Origin of the sequence: Aquimarina rhodophyticola, assembly GCF_042434915.1 — a bacterium.
In the GTDB taxonomy this organism is placed as follows: domain Bacteria; phylum Bacteroidota; class Bacteroidia; order Flavobacteriales; family Flavobacteriaceae; genus Aquimarina.
Genome location: NZ_CP170198.1, coordinates 2447534 through 2464791, shown reverse-complemented (window position 1 = coordinate 2464791; position 17258 = coordinate 2447534). Strand labels below are relative to the sequence as shown.

Annotated in this window: 16 protein-coding genes and 1 riboswitch; of the genes, 15 read left to right on the top strand and 1 reads right to left on the bottom strand. The window is 35.2% G+C overall.

The genetic code is table 11. The annotated features are described in order from the left end of the window. The first annotated feature begins 50 nt into the window (after window positions 1-50). From ACE939_RS10675 to ACE939_RS10665, 3 genes are all read left to right on the top strand, one after another. A complete protein-coding gene (locus ACE939_RS10675; RefSeq protein ID WP_378185565.1) occupies window positions 51-1025 on the top strand; it encodes an alpha/beta fold hydrolase in 975 nt (324 codons plus the stop codon). Window positions 1026-1396: 371 nt separating this feature from the next. Continuing rightward, entirely contained in the window at window positions 1397-1822 is a 426-nt protein-coding gene (locus ACE939_RS10670; protein ID WP_378185564.1) for an OsmC family protein, read from the top strand. Next, window positions 1819-3006: a trans-sulfuration enzyme family protein gene (locus ACE939_RS10665; protein WP_378185563.1), complete on the top strand. Its 1188-nt coding sequence runs from the start codon at window positions 1819-1821 to the stop codon at window positions 3004-3006. Before ACE939_RS10670 ends, ACE939_RS10665 begins: the two co-directional genes overlap by 4 nt. A gap of 38 nt (window positions 3007-3044) precedes the next feature. On the opposite strand, the gene ACE939_RS10660 is transcribed toward ACE939_RS10665, so the two are convergent. Beyond that, window positions 3045-3584: a hypothetical protein gene (locus tag ACE939_RS10660; RefSeq protein ID WP_378185562.1), complete on the bottom strand. Its 540-nt coding sequence runs from the start codon at window positions 3582-3584 to the stop codon at window positions 3045-3047. Between the two features lie 166 nt (window positions 3585-3750). Between ACE939_RS10660 and ACE939_RS10655 the strand changes: the two genes are divergently transcribed. From ACE939_RS10655 to metF, 12 genes are all read left to right on the top strand, one after another. Next, window positions 3751-4017 carry a DUF2061 domain-containing protein gene (locus ACE939_RS10655; RefSeq protein ID WP_378185561.1) on the top strand — a complete coding sequence of 89 codons (267 nt, stop codon included), beginning with the start codon at window positions 3751-3753 and terminating at the stop codon, window positions 4015-4017. Window positions 4018-4078: 61 nt separating this feature from the next. After that, window positions 4079-4705 (top strand): phosphoadenosine phosphosulfate reductase family protein, encoded by a 627-nt coding sequence (locus tag ACE939_RS10650; protein ID WP_378185560.1) that lies wholly within the window; start codon window positions 4079-4081, stop codon window positions 4703-4705. 22 nt (window positions 4706-4727) lie between these two features. Then, window positions 4728-5672 carry a sulfate adenylyltransferase subunit CysD gene (gene cysD, locus ACE939_RS10645; protein ID WP_378185559.1) on the top strand — a complete coding sequence of 315 codons (945 nt, stop codon included), beginning with the start codon at window positions 4728-4730 and terminating at the stop codon, window positions 5670-5672. 83 nt (window positions 5673-5755) lie between these two features. Next, window positions 5756-7003, top strand: a complete 1248-nt coding sequence (locus ACE939_RS10640) for a sulfate adenylyltransferase subunit 1 (RefSeq protein WP_378185558.1) — start codon at window positions 5756-5758, stop codon at window positions 7001-7003. Window positions 7004-7108: 105 nt separating this feature from the next. Further along, window positions 7109-9196, top strand: a complete 2088-nt coding sequence (locus ACE939_RS10635) for a HEPN domain-containing protein (RefSeq protein WP_378185557.1) — start codon at window positions 7109-7111, stop codon at window positions 9194-9196. Between the two features lie 18 nt (window positions 9197-9214). Then, complete coding sequence (gene cobA, locus ACE939_RS10630; protein WP_378185556.1) at window positions 9215-10036, top strand: uroporphyrinogen-III C-methyltransferase; 822 nt, start codon at window positions 9215-9217, stop codon at window positions 10034-10036. A 17-nt stretch (window positions 10037-10053) separates the two neighbouring features. Then, on the top strand, window positions 10054-10692 hold the full coding sequence (locus ACE939_RS10625; RefSeq protein WP_378185555.1) for a bifunctional precorrin-2 dehydrogenase/sirohydrochlorin ferrochelatase: 639 nt from the start codon (window positions 10054-10056) through the stop codon (window positions 10690-10692). Continuing rightward, entirely contained in the window at window positions 10679-11734 is a 1056-nt protein-coding gene (locus ACE939_RS10620) for an NAD(P)/FAD-dependent oxidoreductase (protein WP_378185554.1), read from the top strand. Before ACE939_RS10625 ends, ACE939_RS10620 begins: the two co-directional genes overlap by 14 nt. 109 nt (window positions 11735-11843) lie before the next feature. After that, on the top strand, window positions 11844-12164 hold the full coding sequence (locus ACE939_RS10615) for a 2Fe-2S iron-sulfur cluster-binding protein (protein WP_378185553.1): 321 nt from the start codon (window positions 11844-11846) through the stop codon (window positions 12162-12164). A gap of 129 nt (window positions 12165-12293) precedes the next feature. Further along, a riboswitch (SAM riboswitch) is annotated at window positions 12294-12396 on the top strand. A gap of 123 nt (window positions 12397-12519) precedes the next feature. After that, a complete protein-coding gene (locus ACE939_RS10610) occupies window positions 12520-13527 on the top strand; it encodes a homocysteine S-methyltransferase family protein (RefSeq protein WP_378185551.1) in 1008 nt (335 codons plus the stop codon). Between the two features lie 4 nt (window positions 13528-13531). Then, on the top strand, window positions 13532-16216 hold the full coding sequence (gene metH / locus ACE939_RS10605; RefSeq protein WP_378185550.1) for a methionine synthase: 2685 nt from the start codon (window positions 13532-13534) through the stop codon (window positions 16214-16216). 36 nt (window positions 16217-16252) lie between these two features. Further along, window positions 16253-17206, top strand: a complete 954-nt coding sequence (gene metF / locus ACE939_RS10600; RefSeq protein ID WP_378185548.1) for a methylenetetrahydrofolate reductase [NAD(P)H] — start codon at window positions 16253-16255, stop codon at window positions 17204-17206. The last annotated feature ends 52 nt before the right edge of the window (window positions 17207-17258 follow it).

Here is a 17258-nt window from a genome sequence, read left to right as displayed (position 1 = left end):
TTAATTATCCAAAATTTAAATGCTTATAACGTATATAAATAGCTAGTGAAATGTTGCATAAGATTGATATAAATGATTTTATAAATAGTAAAGGTGTGAGGCTTCCCAATTTTAGCTTATCCTATCAAATTTTTGGACAATCTTTACAAACAGCTCCTATAGTTATGATTAATCATGCATTAACGGGTAATAGTAATGTGGCAGGGGATACTGGATGGTGGAGCGATCTAGTTGGAGAACATAGATCTATCGACACAACTCGATTTACAGTATTGTCTTTTAATATTCCTGGAAACGGTTATGGCGAAAAAACACCTTTTATGGTTGATGATTTTAATGCGTTAACAGCATATGACGTGGCTTCTGTGTTTTGTAAAGGGTTAGCGTTTTTAGGAGTTAAACAGCTATTTGCATTAATGGGAGGTTCCGTAGGTGGGGCTATAGCATGGGAGATGATAGCTCTACAGCCAAATTTTGTAAGGTATTTTATTCCCATAGCAACCGATTGGAAATCTACAAATTGGATTAAAGCAAATTGTAAAATTCAAGACCAAATTTTGATCAATTCAGTCAATCCTGTTCACGATGCAAGAGTACATGCAATGACATTATATAGAACTCCTGCCTCTCTTAAATATAAGTTCCCAAAGACTAATAATTATTATGATGAAAAGAATACGGTCGAGGCTTGGTTGTTACATCATGGTAAAGAGTTAAATGCCAGATTTAGTTTATCTGCATACAAATTATTAAACTATATTTTATCCTCTATCGATATAACCCGAGGCCAAAATAATTTTGAATCTATACTAGCACCTTTTACTGGGAATATTCTGATAATTAGTATTAAATCGGATATGTTTTTTACGCTAGAAGAAGATCTAGAAACAGTTGCTAGATTAAGAAAATTGAATAAAAACATCACGCATTATATCATTGATTCTATACATGGGCATGATGCTTTTTTAATAGAGTTTAAAAAATTAAATGCATGCTTACAAAGTATTTTTACAAAAGGTGTGTAAATACGTGCTTTATTACTTTAGTAGGAGTGATACTAAACGAAAGAAATATTTAAGTCTAAGTAGTAATCGAAGTTATATAAAACGTAATTAGAAAGTACAGCATTATAGGTTGTAATATTATTAGAATTGAATATAAGTTGGTAGCCTATCAATTTTTTTAAGAGAAAGATGAAATAAGTACTTTACAATAGTGTATAGTTAGAAGAAAGATATTTTTAAAAACATTATTTATATGTTTTTAAGGTTTGTTGTTATACTAGGAGATAGTTGTAGCCAAGCTGCAATTTTGGATTAGTAGAAAGAGGAGAATAAGAGTAACTTTGATACTCAAAAAAAAATATAATCAGGGTGATCCCCTTTAAACTTAAAATATGAAGATACAATTAAAGCGATTAAATGAAGATTATCATTTTGAATTGCAAAATGAACGAGGGCATATAACGTATATCGATAATAAGGCAGCAACTGGAGGACATGATCTAGCACCAAGTCCAATGGAATATGTACTAATGGGTGTCGCAGGATGTAGTGCGATTGATGTAATTTCTATTCTCAAAAAACAACGACAAGACATAACTTCTTATAGTGCCGAGGTAGAAGGGATAAGAGAGAAAATAGGAGGCGCCTCTCCCTTTAAAAAAATAATAGTAACCGTTTTCCTAGAAGGAGATATAGATCCTGCAAAGGCAAAACGCGCAGCTCAATTGTCCTTTGAAAAATATTGTTCAGTTTCAAAAACATTAGAGCCTACGGCCAGTATTATTTATAAAACAATTCTCAATAAAAAAGAGGTATGAAAGTAAGATCTGACAATTTTGAAACCCATGCGGTACGCATACAAAATGAAAAAACACAATTTGCTGAACATTCGACACCGCTCTATTTAACTTCAGGTTTCGTATTTGATAATTCTGAAGAAATGCGAGCAGCTTTTGCCGAAGAAAAAGAACGGAACCTTTATAGTCGATTTAGTAATCCTAACACATCAGAATTTGTAGCCAAAATGTGCAAACTAGAGGGTGCCGAAGATGGTTTTGCTTTTGCAACTGGGATGTCGGCAGTTTTTTCAACCTTTGCAGCATTGTTAAGTAGTGGGGATCACATTGTCTCATCACGATCTGTCTTTGGATCTACACACACCTTGTTCACCAAATATTTTCCAAAGTGGAATATAGAAACAAGTTATTTTAACATTGATAACATAGCACATATAGAATCCTTAATTCTGCCTAATACCAAGGTGTTATATGCTGAAACACCAACAAATCCAGGTGTTGACATTGTAGATTTAGAATTACTTGCAGAAATAGCCCAAAAACATAAGCTGCTATTGATTATTGATAATTGTTTTGCGACACCTTATCTGCAGCAGCCTATAAAATTTGGTGCAGATTTGGTAATACACTCGGCTACCAAATTGATTGATGGTCAGGGTCGTGTATTAGGAGGTGTTACGGTGGGTCGCAAAGAATTAATTCGGGAGATTTATTTGTTTTCACGTAATACAGGTCCGTCCTTATCACCTTTCAATGCTTGGATTCTATCCAAAAGTTTAGAAACCTTGGCAATTCGCGTCGAAAAGCACTGTCAAAATGCATATAAATTAGCTAAGTTTCTAGAACAACATTCCAATGTTAATTGGGTAAAATATCCCTTTTTACCCTCCCATCCAGCATTTAAAATCGCTAAGAAACAGATGCTTTTGGGCGGTAATATTATTTCTTTTGAAGTAAAAGGAGGGGTACATGGCGGTAAAACTTTTTTTGATGCCATCCAACTATGTTCGTTATCAGCTAATTTGGGAGATACTCGAACGATTGTGACACATCCGGCTTCAACAACGCACAGTAAATTAGCGCAAGAAGATAAAGTTGCAGTTGGAATTACCGATGGTTTAGTACGTTGCTCTGTAGGATTGGAGCATATCGATGATATCATAGGAGATATTGAACAAGCATTATCAGCAATAAAAAAAGGTTGAGTCCTGCTCAACCTTTTCTAAGTATTATCATTATATTTTTATTTGCGTTCTAAGGTATAGATTGCTTTTCCCTCAGTTTTTATTTCAATATCTTGAATAAAAAATGTTCGAAGAATTGAAACTTCGAACTTAAGAGAAGTCTCGTTAAGTGTTAAGATAGTAGCAATATCTGTTTGATCTAATGCTTCATTAGTAATAGTGAGTTTATCCCCTTCTAATTTCCAAGAACCTGTTAAAAAATAGTCTTCTCCTGAAACTTCTTGGGTAATCGCAGGGATACCATTTGAAGAAATTTCTAAAGCAGTATCAAAACTACCGTCGCTAACAAGAGTATTAGGATTTTCGGAAAAAGAGATTATGCTAGAAAAATTTTTACCAGTAGCGGTAAAATCTGTAATCACAGATTCGCCAGCTGCTTCTAACGTACTTTTACCTTTAGGAATTTCAAAATTTGTTAGATCCCAATCTCCTGTGATAAGGGAGGTAGATGATTCTGATTGAGAATTCCCATCGTCTTTACTACAAGTGATAAAAGTAAGTGCTGCCAATAAGACAAGTAAATAAGTTGATTTTTTCATGATTTTTTTTTGAGAGCGCCAAAGTTAGAATAATTTTCTTGTTTTCTATAAACTATAGAATAAGTGCGAAAATTAATTTTTAATTCTTTCTTAAAAAAGTTTAAATAAAATACCTTACTTTTGTTACCCTACTAATCCTATAGGGTAATAGATTTAATTAAAAAAGATGATTTTAGACCAGATGATATTAGAGAAAGTAGCTACAAAAAAGACTACGTATCAAAAGGATAGTGTTTCAGAATCTCCAGTCCGAAGTATTGCAAAAGCAATAAGCTGGAGAATTATCGGGACCTTAGATACCTTATTAATTTCATATGTATTGACTGGTGAACTTATACTTGCTACATCTATTGCCTCGGTGGATTTTGTAACCAAAATGATTTTATATTTTTTCCATGAGCGGTTATGGAACTTAATAAAATGGGGTAAATGAATTTTACCATTACGTATCAATAGTTAAAGTTGATTAGGAAAAGTTAAGAAAAATTAGAAGCATGAAATTTACAGATAATGAATTGTTAGCATTAAATACGACTCTCAAGAATAAAACGCCTTTGGAGGTGGCGCAATGGGCGGTGAATCATGCAGAGCGTCCAGTTGTAACCACAAATTTTAGACCTTATGAGGCTTCTATTTTATATATATGTGCGCTATCAAAATCGGATATACCAGTAATCTGGTGTGATTCAGGGTATAATACACCACAAACGTATCTACATGCAGAACAAGTTATTGCACAATTGAATTTACATGTAAAATTATATGTGCCAAAACAAACAGCAGCACATCGTGATGTGGTTTTGGGTGTGCCAGAAATCGACGATCCAAAGCATAGACTGTTTACAGAACAAGTAAAGCTAGAACCATTTAAACGAGCGATGGGTGAGCATTCTCCAGATGTTTGGTTTACAAATTTACGCAAAGGTCAAACTGCTTTAAGGGATACCTTAGATATTCTAAGTTATGGGGCAGATGGAGTGCTTAAGGTAAGTCCTTTTTATCATTATAGTGATGCAGAGTTAGATGTCTACCTTTCAGAAAATCAATTGCCTAATGAATTTAAGTATTTTGACCCAACTAAGGTATTAGATAATAGAGAATGCGGAATACATACCAACTAACCAAGAAAAGAACAAATCAACCATGCAGGTATTAGTAAAAAACACAATCCAAAAAAAGACAAATAAAAGCACAGGATTAGAAGCTGCTCATCTAGAGAGTGAAGCGATTTATATATTTAGAGAAGTAGTAGCTCAGTTTGAAAAACCAGTACTGCTTTTCTCTGGAGGAAAAGACTCTATTACCCTGGTTCGTTTGGCACAAAAAGCTTTCTATCCAGCAAAAATTCCTTTCCCTTTACTTCATATCGATACAGGGCATAATTTTCCCGAAACTATCGAATTTAGAGATAAATTGGTAAAAGAGTTGGGTGTCGAACTTATTGTGCGCAATGTGCAAGATGCAATTGATCAAGGTAAGGTAGTTGAAGAAAAAGGAAAGTACGCAAGTCGCAATAGTTTGCAAACTACTACGCTTCTTGACGCTTTGGAAGAATTTAAATTTGATGCAGCTATTGGGGGAGCACGTCGTGACGAAGAAAAAGCTCGTGCCAAAGAACGAATATTTTCTGTTCGAGATGATTTTGGACAATGGGACGAGAAGAATCAACGTCCAGAATTGTTTGATCACTTAAATGGAAAAATTGATCTAGGTCAAAATGTTCGTGTGTTTCCAATTAGCAACTGGACAGAGTTAGATGTTTGGAGTTATATAGAAGAGGAAGCTATTGAAATTCCATCTATATATTTTGCACACAAGCGTAAAACTTTTCTTAGAGATGGTATGATTTGGTCAGCAGAGGATGCAGTTGTATATCGCGAAGAAAATGAAAAAGTAGAAGAGCGTATGGTGCGTTTTAGAACTGTGGGTGATATGTCCTGTACGGCAGCAGTGCTTTCTGACGCAGTATCAATACAAAAAGTAGTAGCAGAGATTAGAGAATCTAAAATCTCTGAACGTGGTGCACGAATTGATGATAAACGTTCTGAAGCAGCGATGGAAAAGCGCAAACAACAAGGGTATTTTTAAGCCGAGGTAAAATTCTTCAACAGAGAAAGAAAAAAGGTCATTATTAAAAACAAAAGCTCAGTAGAGCCAAATTATATAAAGCTATGGATGTATTAAAAATAGCGACAGCTGGTAGTGTCGATGACGGCAAAAGTACTTTGATCGGGAGAATCCTGTATGATACAAAATCTTTAACCACAGATAAGCTCGAAGCTATTGAAACCAAAAGTAAAGCGAATGGTTTTGATTATCTAGATTTCTCATTGGCTACTGATGGATTAGTAGCAGAGCGAGAGCAGGGAATAACTATTGATGTAGCTCATATCTATTTTTCGACCCCCAAGAAAAGTTATATAATCGCAGATACACCAGGTCATATCGAATATACACGTAATATGGTTACAGGAGCTTCAACATCTCAAGCTTCAATCATTTTGGTAGATGCAAGAAAAGGAGTAATTGAACAAACATATAGGCATTTTTTTATTAATAATTTGCTGCGAGTTAAGGATATCATTGTAGCTATCAATAAAATGGATTTGGTAGACTTTGCAGAAGAAACATATAATGCTGTAAAAGCGGATTTTCAAAAATTAATTGAAAAAAGTTCGTATACCGAACAAAATATTACATTCATTCCTGTAAGTGCGTTACAAGGAGACAATGTAGTTCAAAAATCCAAACGTACTCCTTGGTACACTGGAGAAACGTTGTTAGAACATCTAGAAGCTTTAGATGCTCAGGATCTTTATGAAGCGTCTCAAGTACGTTTCCCTGTACAAACAGTAATTCGTCCCAAAAAAGACGAGTTTCATGATTTTAGAGGGTATGCAGGTAAATTGTACGGAGGAGATCTTTCTGTAGGTGATGTAATAACAGTATTACCATCGCTAACAACCTCAAAAGTCAAAGAAATTCACTTTTTTGATAAACAGTTTGATACTGCCAGTCGAGGGAGCTCTTTTGTACTAACACTTGTTGATGATGTAAATGTGAGTCGCGGGGATATGATAGTTAAATCTTCAGAAAAGCCAAAGGTTGCAAAGCAACTTACCGCTACCGTATGCTGGATGGATAGCAAAAACTTAGTTGCCAGAACAAATTATTTTATTCAAAGTGGGAGTAACAGAGTTCTTTCAAAAATAAAAGAAATTCAGGGTAGCGTAGCAACAGATTTTTCAGAGATCGATACGTCAATAAAGGAACTACGACTCAATGAAATTGGAAAGGTAGTGGTACAATTAAGTAAGCCTTTAGCATTTGATTCGTATAAGGATAATAAAGCTTCGGGGTCTTTTATATTAATCGATGCGCAAACCAATACCACTGCTGGTGTTGGGTTTATAGAATAAGTTAGTGCAGTCGATTATCAACCTATTTTAGCTAGTTTTTTAAAGTGATATAAGCATACACAAAAGTCATAGGTATGTTTATTCTAAAGAAATATATTTATAAAGATGCAAAGTTTTAGAACCGAAATTGAGAATCCAGTAGTTGAAAAGGATATAATAGAGTTAGCTAAGAAAATTGAACTTTTCAAAAAGGGCAAGGTTGATGAAGAGAAGTTTAGAAGTCTTCGATTAGCGAGAGGCGTTTATGGACAACGACAAGAAGGGGTTCAAATGATTCGTATTAAACTGCCCTATGGCAAAGTTAAATCTAATCAGCTCAGAAAAATTAGTGATGTATCAGACGAATATTCGCGAGGACGTTTGCACATTACCACGCGACAAGATATTCAGATCCATTACGTAGATCTTGATCGTACTCCAGAACTGTGGGCAGCCTTGGAGCAGGATGATATAACACTTAGAGAGGCCTGTGGTAATACTGTTCGTAATGTGACAGCATCAGAGACTGCAGGTATTGATCCAGATGAACCTTTTGATGTTTCTCCATATGCGCACGCGGTCTTTCAACATTTTCTTAGAAATCCTATCAGTCAAGAAATGGGTCGTAAATTTAAAGTTTCATTTTCTGGAACAGACCAAGATACGGGACTTTCTTACATGCATGACTTAGGCTTTATAGCCAAAATTCAAGATGGTATTAGAGGGTTTAAAGTCATGCTAGGTGGTGGATTAGGTTCTCAACCCCGACATGCAGATGTGTTTTATGATTTTTTGGCTGCAAATAAAATTATTCCCCTGATGGAAGGGGTGGTTCGAATTTTTGATCGTCATGGCGAAAGAAAAAGTAGAGCCAAGGCACGTATGAAATTTCTAATTAAAGATATTGGTATAGAGGCCTTTAGGACGTTGGTTGAAGAAGAACAACTAGCAATTCCTGAAAAAAGTATAGAAATAGATGCTGGTGCTTATAAGATATCGGTGCCCAAAAATATTACAGCTCCCTCAGTTGAGATTAAAGACCTAACAGCGTTTGAATTATGGAAGTCAACCAATGTAATTCCGCAAAAGCAAGAAGGATATGTAGCTATTGGTATTAAAGTGCTTTTAGGAGATTTTTATACAGATAAAGCACGGTTGTTAGCCGACTTAATAGACAAATATGCGGCAGGCGAATTGCGATTGTCTCTGCGGCAAAATATCTTAATTCCGCACGTACGAAAAGACTTAATTCCTGTAGTTTATACGATTTTAAAAAAATTAGGTTTTGCAGCTCCAGGGTATAACAAAGCTATTGATATAACTGCGTGTCCGGGAACAGATACATGCAATTTGGGGATTGCAAGTAGTACAGGAATCGCAGAGGAGCTAGAGCGAATTATCAAAATAGAATATCCACAATATCTTAAAAAAGATGACATGGTTATCAAGATAAGTGGGTGTATGAATGCATGTGGTCAACATAATATGGCCAATATTGGATTTCAAGGAATGTCTATACGTACCAAAGAAAAATTAGTTGCTCCAGCTTTACAAGTGCTTTTAGGAGGAGGTAATATAGGTAATGGTAACGGACGTTTTGCCGATAAAGTTGTAAAAGTACCTAGTAGAAGAGGACCAGAAGCGCTACGCAGAATCTTGGATGATTTTGAAGCCAATAGTAATGGAAATTCTTTTATGAAGTACTATGAGAAAAATGGAGAGAAATACTTTTACGAACTATTAAAAGATTTATCATCAATTGACAATTTAACACAAGAAGATTTTATCGATTGGGGTAATGAACAAAAATATGTCAAAGAAATTGGAATTGGTGAATGTGCCGGTGTTGTTATCGATTTAATAGAAACCTTATTTCTAGAGAGCGAAGAGAAATTAGAAAATGCAATCGAGTCTCTTTATAGCAACGTGTATTCTGATGCTATTTATCACGCATACAGTGCTTTGGTAAATTCGGCAAAAGCATTGCTTCTATCAGAAAATAAAAAAACAAACACCCATACAGGGATTATAAGTCAATTTGACCAAGAGTTCATAGTGACTGGTCGAATCAAATTGAAAAGCACATTTTCAACCTTGGCATATAAAATAAAAAACAACGCTCCTAGCAAAACATTTGCTTTGGCCTATATAGCAGAAACCGAAAATTTTATAGCAAAAGCAAGAAGCTTTAGAACAGCGGCAATAAATGCTTAATATTTACGCAAGAGTGGTATGAGGATACAGGCAATAGATTACAATCAAAATGATCAAATAGGAATGCTAACCGTAGTTGGTGCAGGACCAGGAGATCCAGAGCTTATAACCGTAAAGGCCATAAGAGCATTATCCACCGCAGATGTAATTTTGTATGATGCTTTAGTAAATGAAGTACTGTTAGAATATGCTCCTAAAAAAGCTGAAAAAATTTTTGTAGGAAAACGTAAGGGATGCTATGCATATCAGCAAGAACAGATCAATTCATTGATTGTATATAAGGCAAAACTAGGATTGCACGTGATCCGTCTCAAAGGGGGAGATCCTTTTGTTTTTGGGCGGGGATCCGAAGAAATTGATGAAGCAAAAAGCCATGGTATTAAAACAGCTATTGTGCCAGGGATCTCATCAGCAATAGCTGTTCCGGCCTATCAAGGTATTCCTCTTACAAAGCGAGGTGTAGCAGAAAGTTTTTGGGTGATTACTGGAACTACTAGGACCCATAGAGTATCTAGCGATATTGAGATAGCAGCTCAATCCGATGCAACCGTGGTAATTTTAATGGGGATGAGTAAGTTAAGTGAAATAGTTGCTATCTTTGCTGCCCAAAATAAAACTAAGATACCAGTTGCTATTATACAAAATGGTACAACGCTACAAGAAGAATTTGTAACAGGAACTATTGATACTATAGAACAACTTGTCAAAGAGAAAAAACTTACTTCTCCTGCAATCATTGTAATAGGAGAAGTAGTGGCTCAAAAAAGTATATTGTCTGTGAGAAATAAGGTGTTGCAAAACATTAAAGCAAACGAACTGTATAGTAATATTTTAGGTTAGGGATTAGAGTAAAAAAAATGAAGAACGAAGATGTGATAAAAGAAAGTGAAATGCTCTCAACACGAAATAATCTGTATCCCATTTTCCTTAAAGTTAGGGATTTAGAGGTTTTAATAGTTGGGGGAGGAAATGTAGCTTTAGAAAAGTTGAGTTTTCTTTTAAAATCAAGTCCCAATGCCAAAGTGACTATGATTTCTCCAATGTTTAGAGAAGCGACTGCTAAACTTGCAAATAGCTATGGTGTTACTTTGCTATTGAAACAGTATAAAAAACGGTATTTAAAAGGTAAGCATATTGTAATAGCAACGACAGATAAACCAGAGGTTAATACTAGCATATATAGACATTGTAGAAAAAGATCTATATTAGTAAATGTAGCAGATAATCCTCCTTACTGTGATTTTTATATGGGAGGTATTGTAACCAAAGGTAATGTAAAGGTAGCAATCTCTACAAATGGTCAATCGCCAACGACAGCAAAAAGGTTACGACAATTTTTTGAGGAAGTGCTTCCCGAAAATGTTGATGATTTAGTGCAGAATTTAAACGAATACAGGAAAACAATACAAGGTGATTTTGAACAGAAAGTTGAAATTTTAAATGAATTCACCAAAGGATTAATAGGAAAAAAAGAAGTTAAAAATGATCAAAACTGACATATTAATAATTGGAGCCGGACCTACAGGCTTATTTACAGTCTTTGAGGCAGGATTACTAAAGTTGAAAACGCATTTAATAGATGCATTACCACAACCAGGAGGACAATGTTCTGAAATTTATCCAAAAAAGCCGATTTACGATATCCCAGGATTTCCAGAAATTTTGGCAGGGGATCTGGTTAATAATTTGATGGAGCAAATTAAGCCTTTTGAGCCTGGTTTTACCTTGGGAGAACGAGCACAAACTATTGAGAAGCTTGAGGATGATACTTTTGTTGTAACTACAAATAAAGGAACAAAACATAATGCACCAGTAATTGCTATTGCAGGAGGTTTAGGCTCTTTTGAACCCCGCAAACCTCCAATTCCTAATATTGACTTATACGAAGATAAAGGAGTAGCTTATATTATACGAGATCCAGAAGTGTATCGCGATAAACGAGTGGTTATAGCAGGTGGAGGAGATTCAGCTTTAGATTGGTCAATATTCTTAGCAGACGTTGCTAGTGAAGTTACTTTGGTTCATAGACGCAATGAGTTTAGAGGAGCGCTCGATTCTGTAGAGCGTGTTGCCGAATTGTCAAAATTAGGTAAAGTGAATTTAATTACAGAAGCCGAAGTAAAAGAATTAGAAGGTGATGATGCATTATCTGCGGTTAAAATTCATCACAAAACCGAAGGAGATATCCATTTTGAAACAGATTATTTTATTCCTCTTTTCGGACTTTCTCCAAAATTAGGTCCGATTGCCGATTGGGGATTAGAAATCGAAAAAAATGCTATAAAAGTTGATAACTCGTATGATTATCAGACAAATATCCCTGGCATTTATGCCATAGGTGATGTAAATACTTATAAGGGCAAGCTTAAACTAATACTTTCTGGTTTTCACGAAGCAGCGATAATGTGTCAAAGCGCTTATCAGCGAATATTTCCAAACAAAAAATATGTTATGAAATATACAACTGTAGGCGGTGTAGAAGGCTTTGATGGTACAAAAAAAGAAGCTAAAAAAGAAGTAGTTAAATCTATCAATTAGTTAGATATACATTCTAATAAATCGAAAAGAAGGATTCTAAACTAGAATCCTTCTTTTGTAGTATCTTTGAGGTAGAAATTATTATATTTTTGTTAGAACTTACTAGTAGATGTCAGATATAACCATCAAAATAAAAGATAGAGAAGGTGTCGTACACGAAGTACAAGCTCCTACTGATATGGCAATGAATATTATGGAAGTTTGTAAGGCATACGAATTGCCCGTAGAAGGAACTTGTGGGGGTATGGCCATGTGTGCCTCTTGTCAATGTTATATTTTATCAGATCATACATTACCAGAAATGGGCTATGATGAAGATATGATGCTTGCCGAAGCTTTTTATGTAGAGGATAATAGTCGTCTAGGCTGCCAAATTCCTATTACCCAAGAGTTGGATGGTTTAGAAATAGAACTAGCCCCAGAATCTTAAGTACAAATCTATACACAATCGTACTATTTATATAGCGATTAAAAATAAAGTTGCATAACACAAAGCTATGTAGTTACTTTGTGTTAATAAAATCGATAATAACTATCGACTAGTTCATAAATGTATTTAATGTTATCAAGAAAGGCGGAGGGAATAGACCCTGTGAAGCCTTAGCAACCCTTTATCTGTTAAAGAAGGTGCTACATTCTATCCCTTAGGGAATAGATAACTCAGATTTCCAGTATTGTATACTGTACTTTTCCTTTGTTTTTCTTGATATATGTAATAACCGTACAATTCGGTGTTATTATTTTACTGGTATTCAAAAATTTGATTTGAGTAAGAAAAGTTGTGTATGAGAAATATCAATGACATATTAAAGGAACGAATTTTAATTTTAGATGGCGCTATGGGTACAATGCTTCAGCGTTATAAATTTACAGAAGAAGATTTTAGAGGAGAACGTTTTAAAAATTGGCAGCATCCCTTATTTGGTAATAATGATGTGTTATCATTAACTCAACCCCAAGCTATCGCCGAGGTACATCGTAAATATTTTGATGCGGGCGCCGATATTGTAGAAACTAATACATTTTCTAGTACTACAATAGCAATGTCAGATTATTTCATGGAAGATTTAGTATATGAGCTAAATTTTGAATCTGCTCGTATAGCCAAAAAAGTCGCCAAAGAATACCTAGCAAAGGAGCCCTTAAAACCAAGATTCGTAGCGGGCAGTATAGGGCCGACTAATAAAACCGCAAGTATGTCTCCAGATGTAAATGATCCTGGCTATAGAGGAATTACTTTTGAAGAGCTTCGAGTTGCCTACAAACAACAAACAGAAGCTTTAATAGATGGAGGCGTTGATATATTACTTGTAGAAACAATTTTTGATACACTCAACGCAAAAGCAGCGTTGTTTGCTATCGAAGAAGTAAAAGAAGAACGTAGTCTAGAAATACCGATAATGGTAAGTGGCACTATTACAGATGCATCGGGTAGAACCCTGTCTGGACAAACAGCCGAAGCTTTTTTAATTTCAATTCGCCATATCCCTATGTTATCTGTTGGATTTAATTGTGCTCTGGGTGCATCACAATTACTACCGCATTTAGAAATTTTAGCTTCAAATACTACATTTGGAGTGTCGGCGCATCCCAATGCTGGTTTGCCAAATGCATTTGGCGAGTATGAGGAAACAGCAGAGCAAATGGGAATCCAAATTGAAGAATACTTTAAGAAAGGATTAGTCAATATTATTGGAGGTTGTTGCGGAACAACACCAGAGCATATAAAGGCCATAGCCAAAATAGCAGCAACTTACAAACCACGTACGGTACCTTCGATCAAAGCTTTTTAAAATTATGACTCAAAAAAATAGAATTTTACAATTATCTGGATTAGAACCACTTATTGTTACTGCGCAATCTAATTTTATTAATGTAGGAGAACGTACCAATGTTGCAGGATCAAAAAAGTTTTTGAAGTTAATAAAAGAAGCAAAGTTTGAAGAAGCTTTAGCTATTGCTCGTCATCAAGTAGAAGGGGGAGCACAAATCATAGATATCAATATGGACGATGGTCTTATCAATGGTAAGGAAGCTATGGTTAAATTTTTAAACCTTATTGTTGCAGAACCAGATATTTCTCGTGTTCCTATAATGATAGATAGTTCTAAGTGGGAAATTATTGAAGCAGGGTTACAAGTAGTACAAGGAAAATGTGTAGTAAACTCTATCAGCTTAAAAGAAGGGGAAGCAGAATTTATGCATCATGCCAAACTTATTAAACGCTACGGTGCAGCAGTCATTGTGATGGCATTTGATGAGGTTGGACAGGCTGATACTTACGAGCGACGTATACAAATCGCAAAACGATCCTACGATATTCTTGTAAACACGGTCCAATTCCCTCCAGAAGATATCATCTTTGATTTAAATATTTTTCCTGTAGCCACAGGTATGGATGAGCATAAGCGTAACGCTGTAGATTTTATTGATGCTACGGCTTGGGTAAAAGAAAATTTACAGTACTGCAGTGTAAGTGGAGGTGTAAGTAATGTATCGTTTTCGTTTAGAGGAAATAATCCCGTAAGAGAGGCAATGCATTCAGTTTTCTTATACCATGCTATTCAAGCAGGAATGAACATGGGGATAGTTAACCCAACCATGCTAGAAGTCTATGATAATATACCAACAGACCTATTAGAACACGTAGAAGATGTAATACTTAATCGTAGAGAAGATGCGACAGAGCGATTGTTAGATTTTGCAGAAACCGTTGTCGGCAAAACAAAGGAAAGTAAAGTCGATTTATCTTGGCGCAATGAATCAATACAAAATAGAATAACTAGAGCTTTAGTCAAAGGTATAGATCACTATATAATCGAAGATGTGGAGGCCGCAAGGCAATCGGTTGTAAAACCTATTGAGGTTATAGAAGGTCATTTAATGTCGGGAATGAATGTAGTTGGAGATCTTTTTGGGTCGGGTAAAATGTTTTTACCTCAAGTAGTAAAATCGGCTCGAGTAATGAAAAAAGCAGTAGCATATTTATTGCCCTATATCGAAGAAGAGAAACAAAAAAATCCACAGACCCAAAATTCATCTTCTGCTGGTAAAATCTTAATGGCTACTGTAAAAGGAGATGTTCATGATATTGGTAAAAACATCGTATCGGTTGTTCTTGCTTGTAATAATTATGAGATAATAGATCTGGGTGTCATGGTACCTCCAGAAAAAATTATTCAAATAGCCAAACAAGAAAACGTAGATATCATTGGGTTAAGCGGATTAATTACCCCTTCTTTAGATGAAATGGTATTTTTGGCTAAAGAAATGGAACGTCAAAACTTTACGGTCCCACTGCTTATAGGGGGAGCAACTACTAGCAAAGCTCATACAGCAGTAAAAATAGATCCACAATATTCGCATGCTGTTGTGCATGTAAATGACGCATCTCGTGCAGTTACTATAGTTGGAGATTTATTGAAAAAGGAAGTTGCACACCATTACAAAAAAAACATAAAGATCGATTATCAAGAATTTAGAACAAAATTTTTGAAGCGAACTGAGCATAAAGAATATTTGACATTATCAGAAGCTAGAAAAAACAAATTCCAGATAGATTGGGAAACCACACAAATAGTTAAACCCAATCAGCTCGGAATAAAAGTTATTACAAATTTTGAGTTGTCAAAATTGGAAGACTTTATAGATTGGACTCCATTTTTCAGAAGTTGGGAGCTACACGGTAAATTTCCCGATATTTTAACAGATCCTGTAGTTGGAAAACAAGCAAGAGATCTTTTTACCGAGGCCAAAGAAATGTTACGTAACCTTATCGATAATAAACTTATAACTGCAAAAGCAGTTTTTGGATTATTTGAAGGAACTACTGTCAATGAAGATGATATAGAGGTCAAAACTCCACAGGGAATTCTCACCTTTAGAACATTAAGGCAACAGCTTAAAAAGCATGCAGGCAAACCTAATTTTGCATTGGCAGATTTTATAGCTTCAAAAGAGAGTGGAGTTAAAGATTATATGGGTTGCTTTTGTGTAAGTACAGGTTTTGGTGCCGAAAAAATTGCAGAAGAATTCAAACAAAATTTAGATGATTATGGTTCTATAATGGTCAAAGCATTGGCCGATCGTTTGGCTGAAGCTTTTGCAGAGTATTTACATAAAGAAGTTAGAGTAAATTATTGGGGGTATGCAAGCGAAGAATCACTAGATAATGTTTCGTTGATTCAAGAAAAATACACAGGTATTAGACCTGCACCAGGATATCCAGCTTGTCCAGATCATTTAGAGAAAATCACCATTTGGGATCTTTTAAAGGTTAAAGAAACAATTGGTGTCGAACTTACCGAAAGCTTGGCTATGTGGCCTGCAGCTTCAGTTTCTGGCTATTACTTCGGTAATCCAGAAGCAAAATATTTTGGGCTTGGTAAAATTAAAAAAGATCAAGTCGAAGATTTTGCTAACAGAAAAAATATTACGCTCCACAAAGCGCTAAAGTGGTTGGCACCAAACATTATAGAGTAGGATTTTTTGATATAAATAATACGATAGCAAAGAGAGATGAAAGTAATAGACCATATTGAAAATGCCAAAGGAAAAACCCTATTTTCTTTTGAATTAATACCACCTCAAAAAGGAAGAAGTATACAAGAACTTTATAACAATATCGATCCATTAATGGAATTTGATCCTCCATTCATTGATGTGACCACCTCAAGAGAAGAGTTTATTTATATCGACAAAAAAGGATTATTAGATAAACGATTAACAAGAATGCGTCCTGGTACAGTAGGGATTTGTGCAGCAATTACTCACAAATACAATGTCGATACTATACCGCACGTGTTGTGTGGAGGGTTTACCAAAGAGGAAACAGAGTATTTATTAGTTGATTGTCATTATCTAGGTATTCATAATGTCATGGCTTTACGAGGCGATGCTATGAAAGAAGAACAGTATTTCTCTCCAATGCAGGGAGGACATCGTTATGCAAAAGAACTGGTATCACAGATTACAGCTATGAATCGGGGAAACTTTTTACATGAGGTTATAGAAACAGAGACTAATTCAGACTTTTGTATCGGGGTAGCTGGCTATCCCGAAAAGCACATTGAAGCTCCTTCATTTCAATCAGATTTGAGAAGATTAAAAGAGAAAGTCGATGCAGGAGCAGATTATGTAGTTACTCAGATGTTTTTTGACAATCAGCGATATTTTAATTTTGTTAAAGAAGCTAGAGCAGCCGGAATAGAAGTGCCTATTATTCCTGGTATAAAGCCAGTTTCTGTTAAAAAGCATCTTCAGTTATTACCTCAAGTCTTTAAATTAGATATGCCCGATGAGTTAGTCAAAGCAATAGAAAAATGTAAAACTAATACTCAGGTTCGCCAAGTAGGAGTAGATTTTGCTATTCAACAATCCAAAGAATTAATGCAGCATGGTGCACCTGTTTTGCACTATTACTCTATGGGTAAATCAGATAATATTAAACAAATAGCCGAAGCTATATTTTGAGTATTTGTCGAAATATATTAGTCTATACTAGATTAAAATTTGTGTAACATTT

Coding starts and splice junctions, on each gene's coding strand:
- ACE939_RS10675 (WP_378185565.1), top strand. CDS start 51: ATGTTGCATAAGATTGATATAAATGATTTTATAAATAGTAAAGGTGTG.
- ACE939_RS10670 (WP_378185564.1), top strand. CDS start 1,397: ATGAAGATACAATTAAAGCGATTAAATGAAGATTATCATTTTGAATTG.
- ACE939_RS10665 (WP_378185563.1), top strand. CDS start 1,819: ATGAAAGTAAGATCTGACAATTTTGAAACCCATGCGGTACGCATACAA.
- ACE939_RS10660 (WP_378185562.1), bottom strand. CDS start 3,584: ATGAAAAAATCAACTTATTTACTTGTCTTATTGGCAGCACTTACTTTT.
- ACE939_RS10655 (WP_378185561.1), top strand. CDS start 3,751: ATGATTTTAGACCAGATGATATTAGAGAAAGTAGCTACAAAAAAGACT.
- ACE939_RS10650 (WP_378185560.1), top strand. CDS start 4,079: ATGAAATTTACAGATAATGAATTGTTAGCATTAAATACGACTCTCAAG.
- cysD (WP_378185559.1), top strand. CDS start 4,728: ATGCAGGTATTAGTAAAAAACACAATCCAAAAAAAGACAAATAAAAGC.
- ACE939_RS10640 (WP_378185558.1), top strand. CDS start 5,756: ATGGATGTATTAAAAATAGCGACAGCTGGTAGTGTCGATGACGGCAAA.
- ACE939_RS10635 (WP_378185557.1), top strand. CDS start 7,109: ATGCAAAGTTTTAGAACCGAAATTGAGAATCCAGTAGTTGAAAAGGAT.
- cobA (WP_378185556.1), top strand. CDS start 9,215: ATGAGGATACAGGCAATAGATTACAATCAAAATGATCAAATAGGAATG.
- ACE939_RS10625 (WP_378185555.1), top strand. CDS start 10,054: ATGAAGAACGAAGATGTGATAAAAGAAAGTGAAATGCTCTCAACACGA.
- ACE939_RS10620 (WP_378185554.1), top strand. CDS start 10,679: ATGATCAAAACTGACATATTAATAATTGGAGCCGGACCTACAGGCTTA.
- ACE939_RS10615 (WP_378185553.1), top strand. CDS start 11,844: ATGTCAGATATAACCATCAAAATAAAAGATAGAGAAGGTGTCGTACAC.
- ACE939_RS10610 (WP_378185551.1), top strand. CDS start 12,520: ATGAGAAATATCAATGACATATTAAAGGAACGAATTTTAATTTTAGAT.
- metH (WP_378185550.1), top strand. CDS start 13,532: ATGACTCAAAAAAATAGAATTTTACAATTATCTGGATTAGAACCACTT.
- metF (WP_378185548.1), top strand. CDS start 16,253: ATGAAAGTAATAGACCATATTGAAAATGCCAAAGGAAAAACCCTATTT.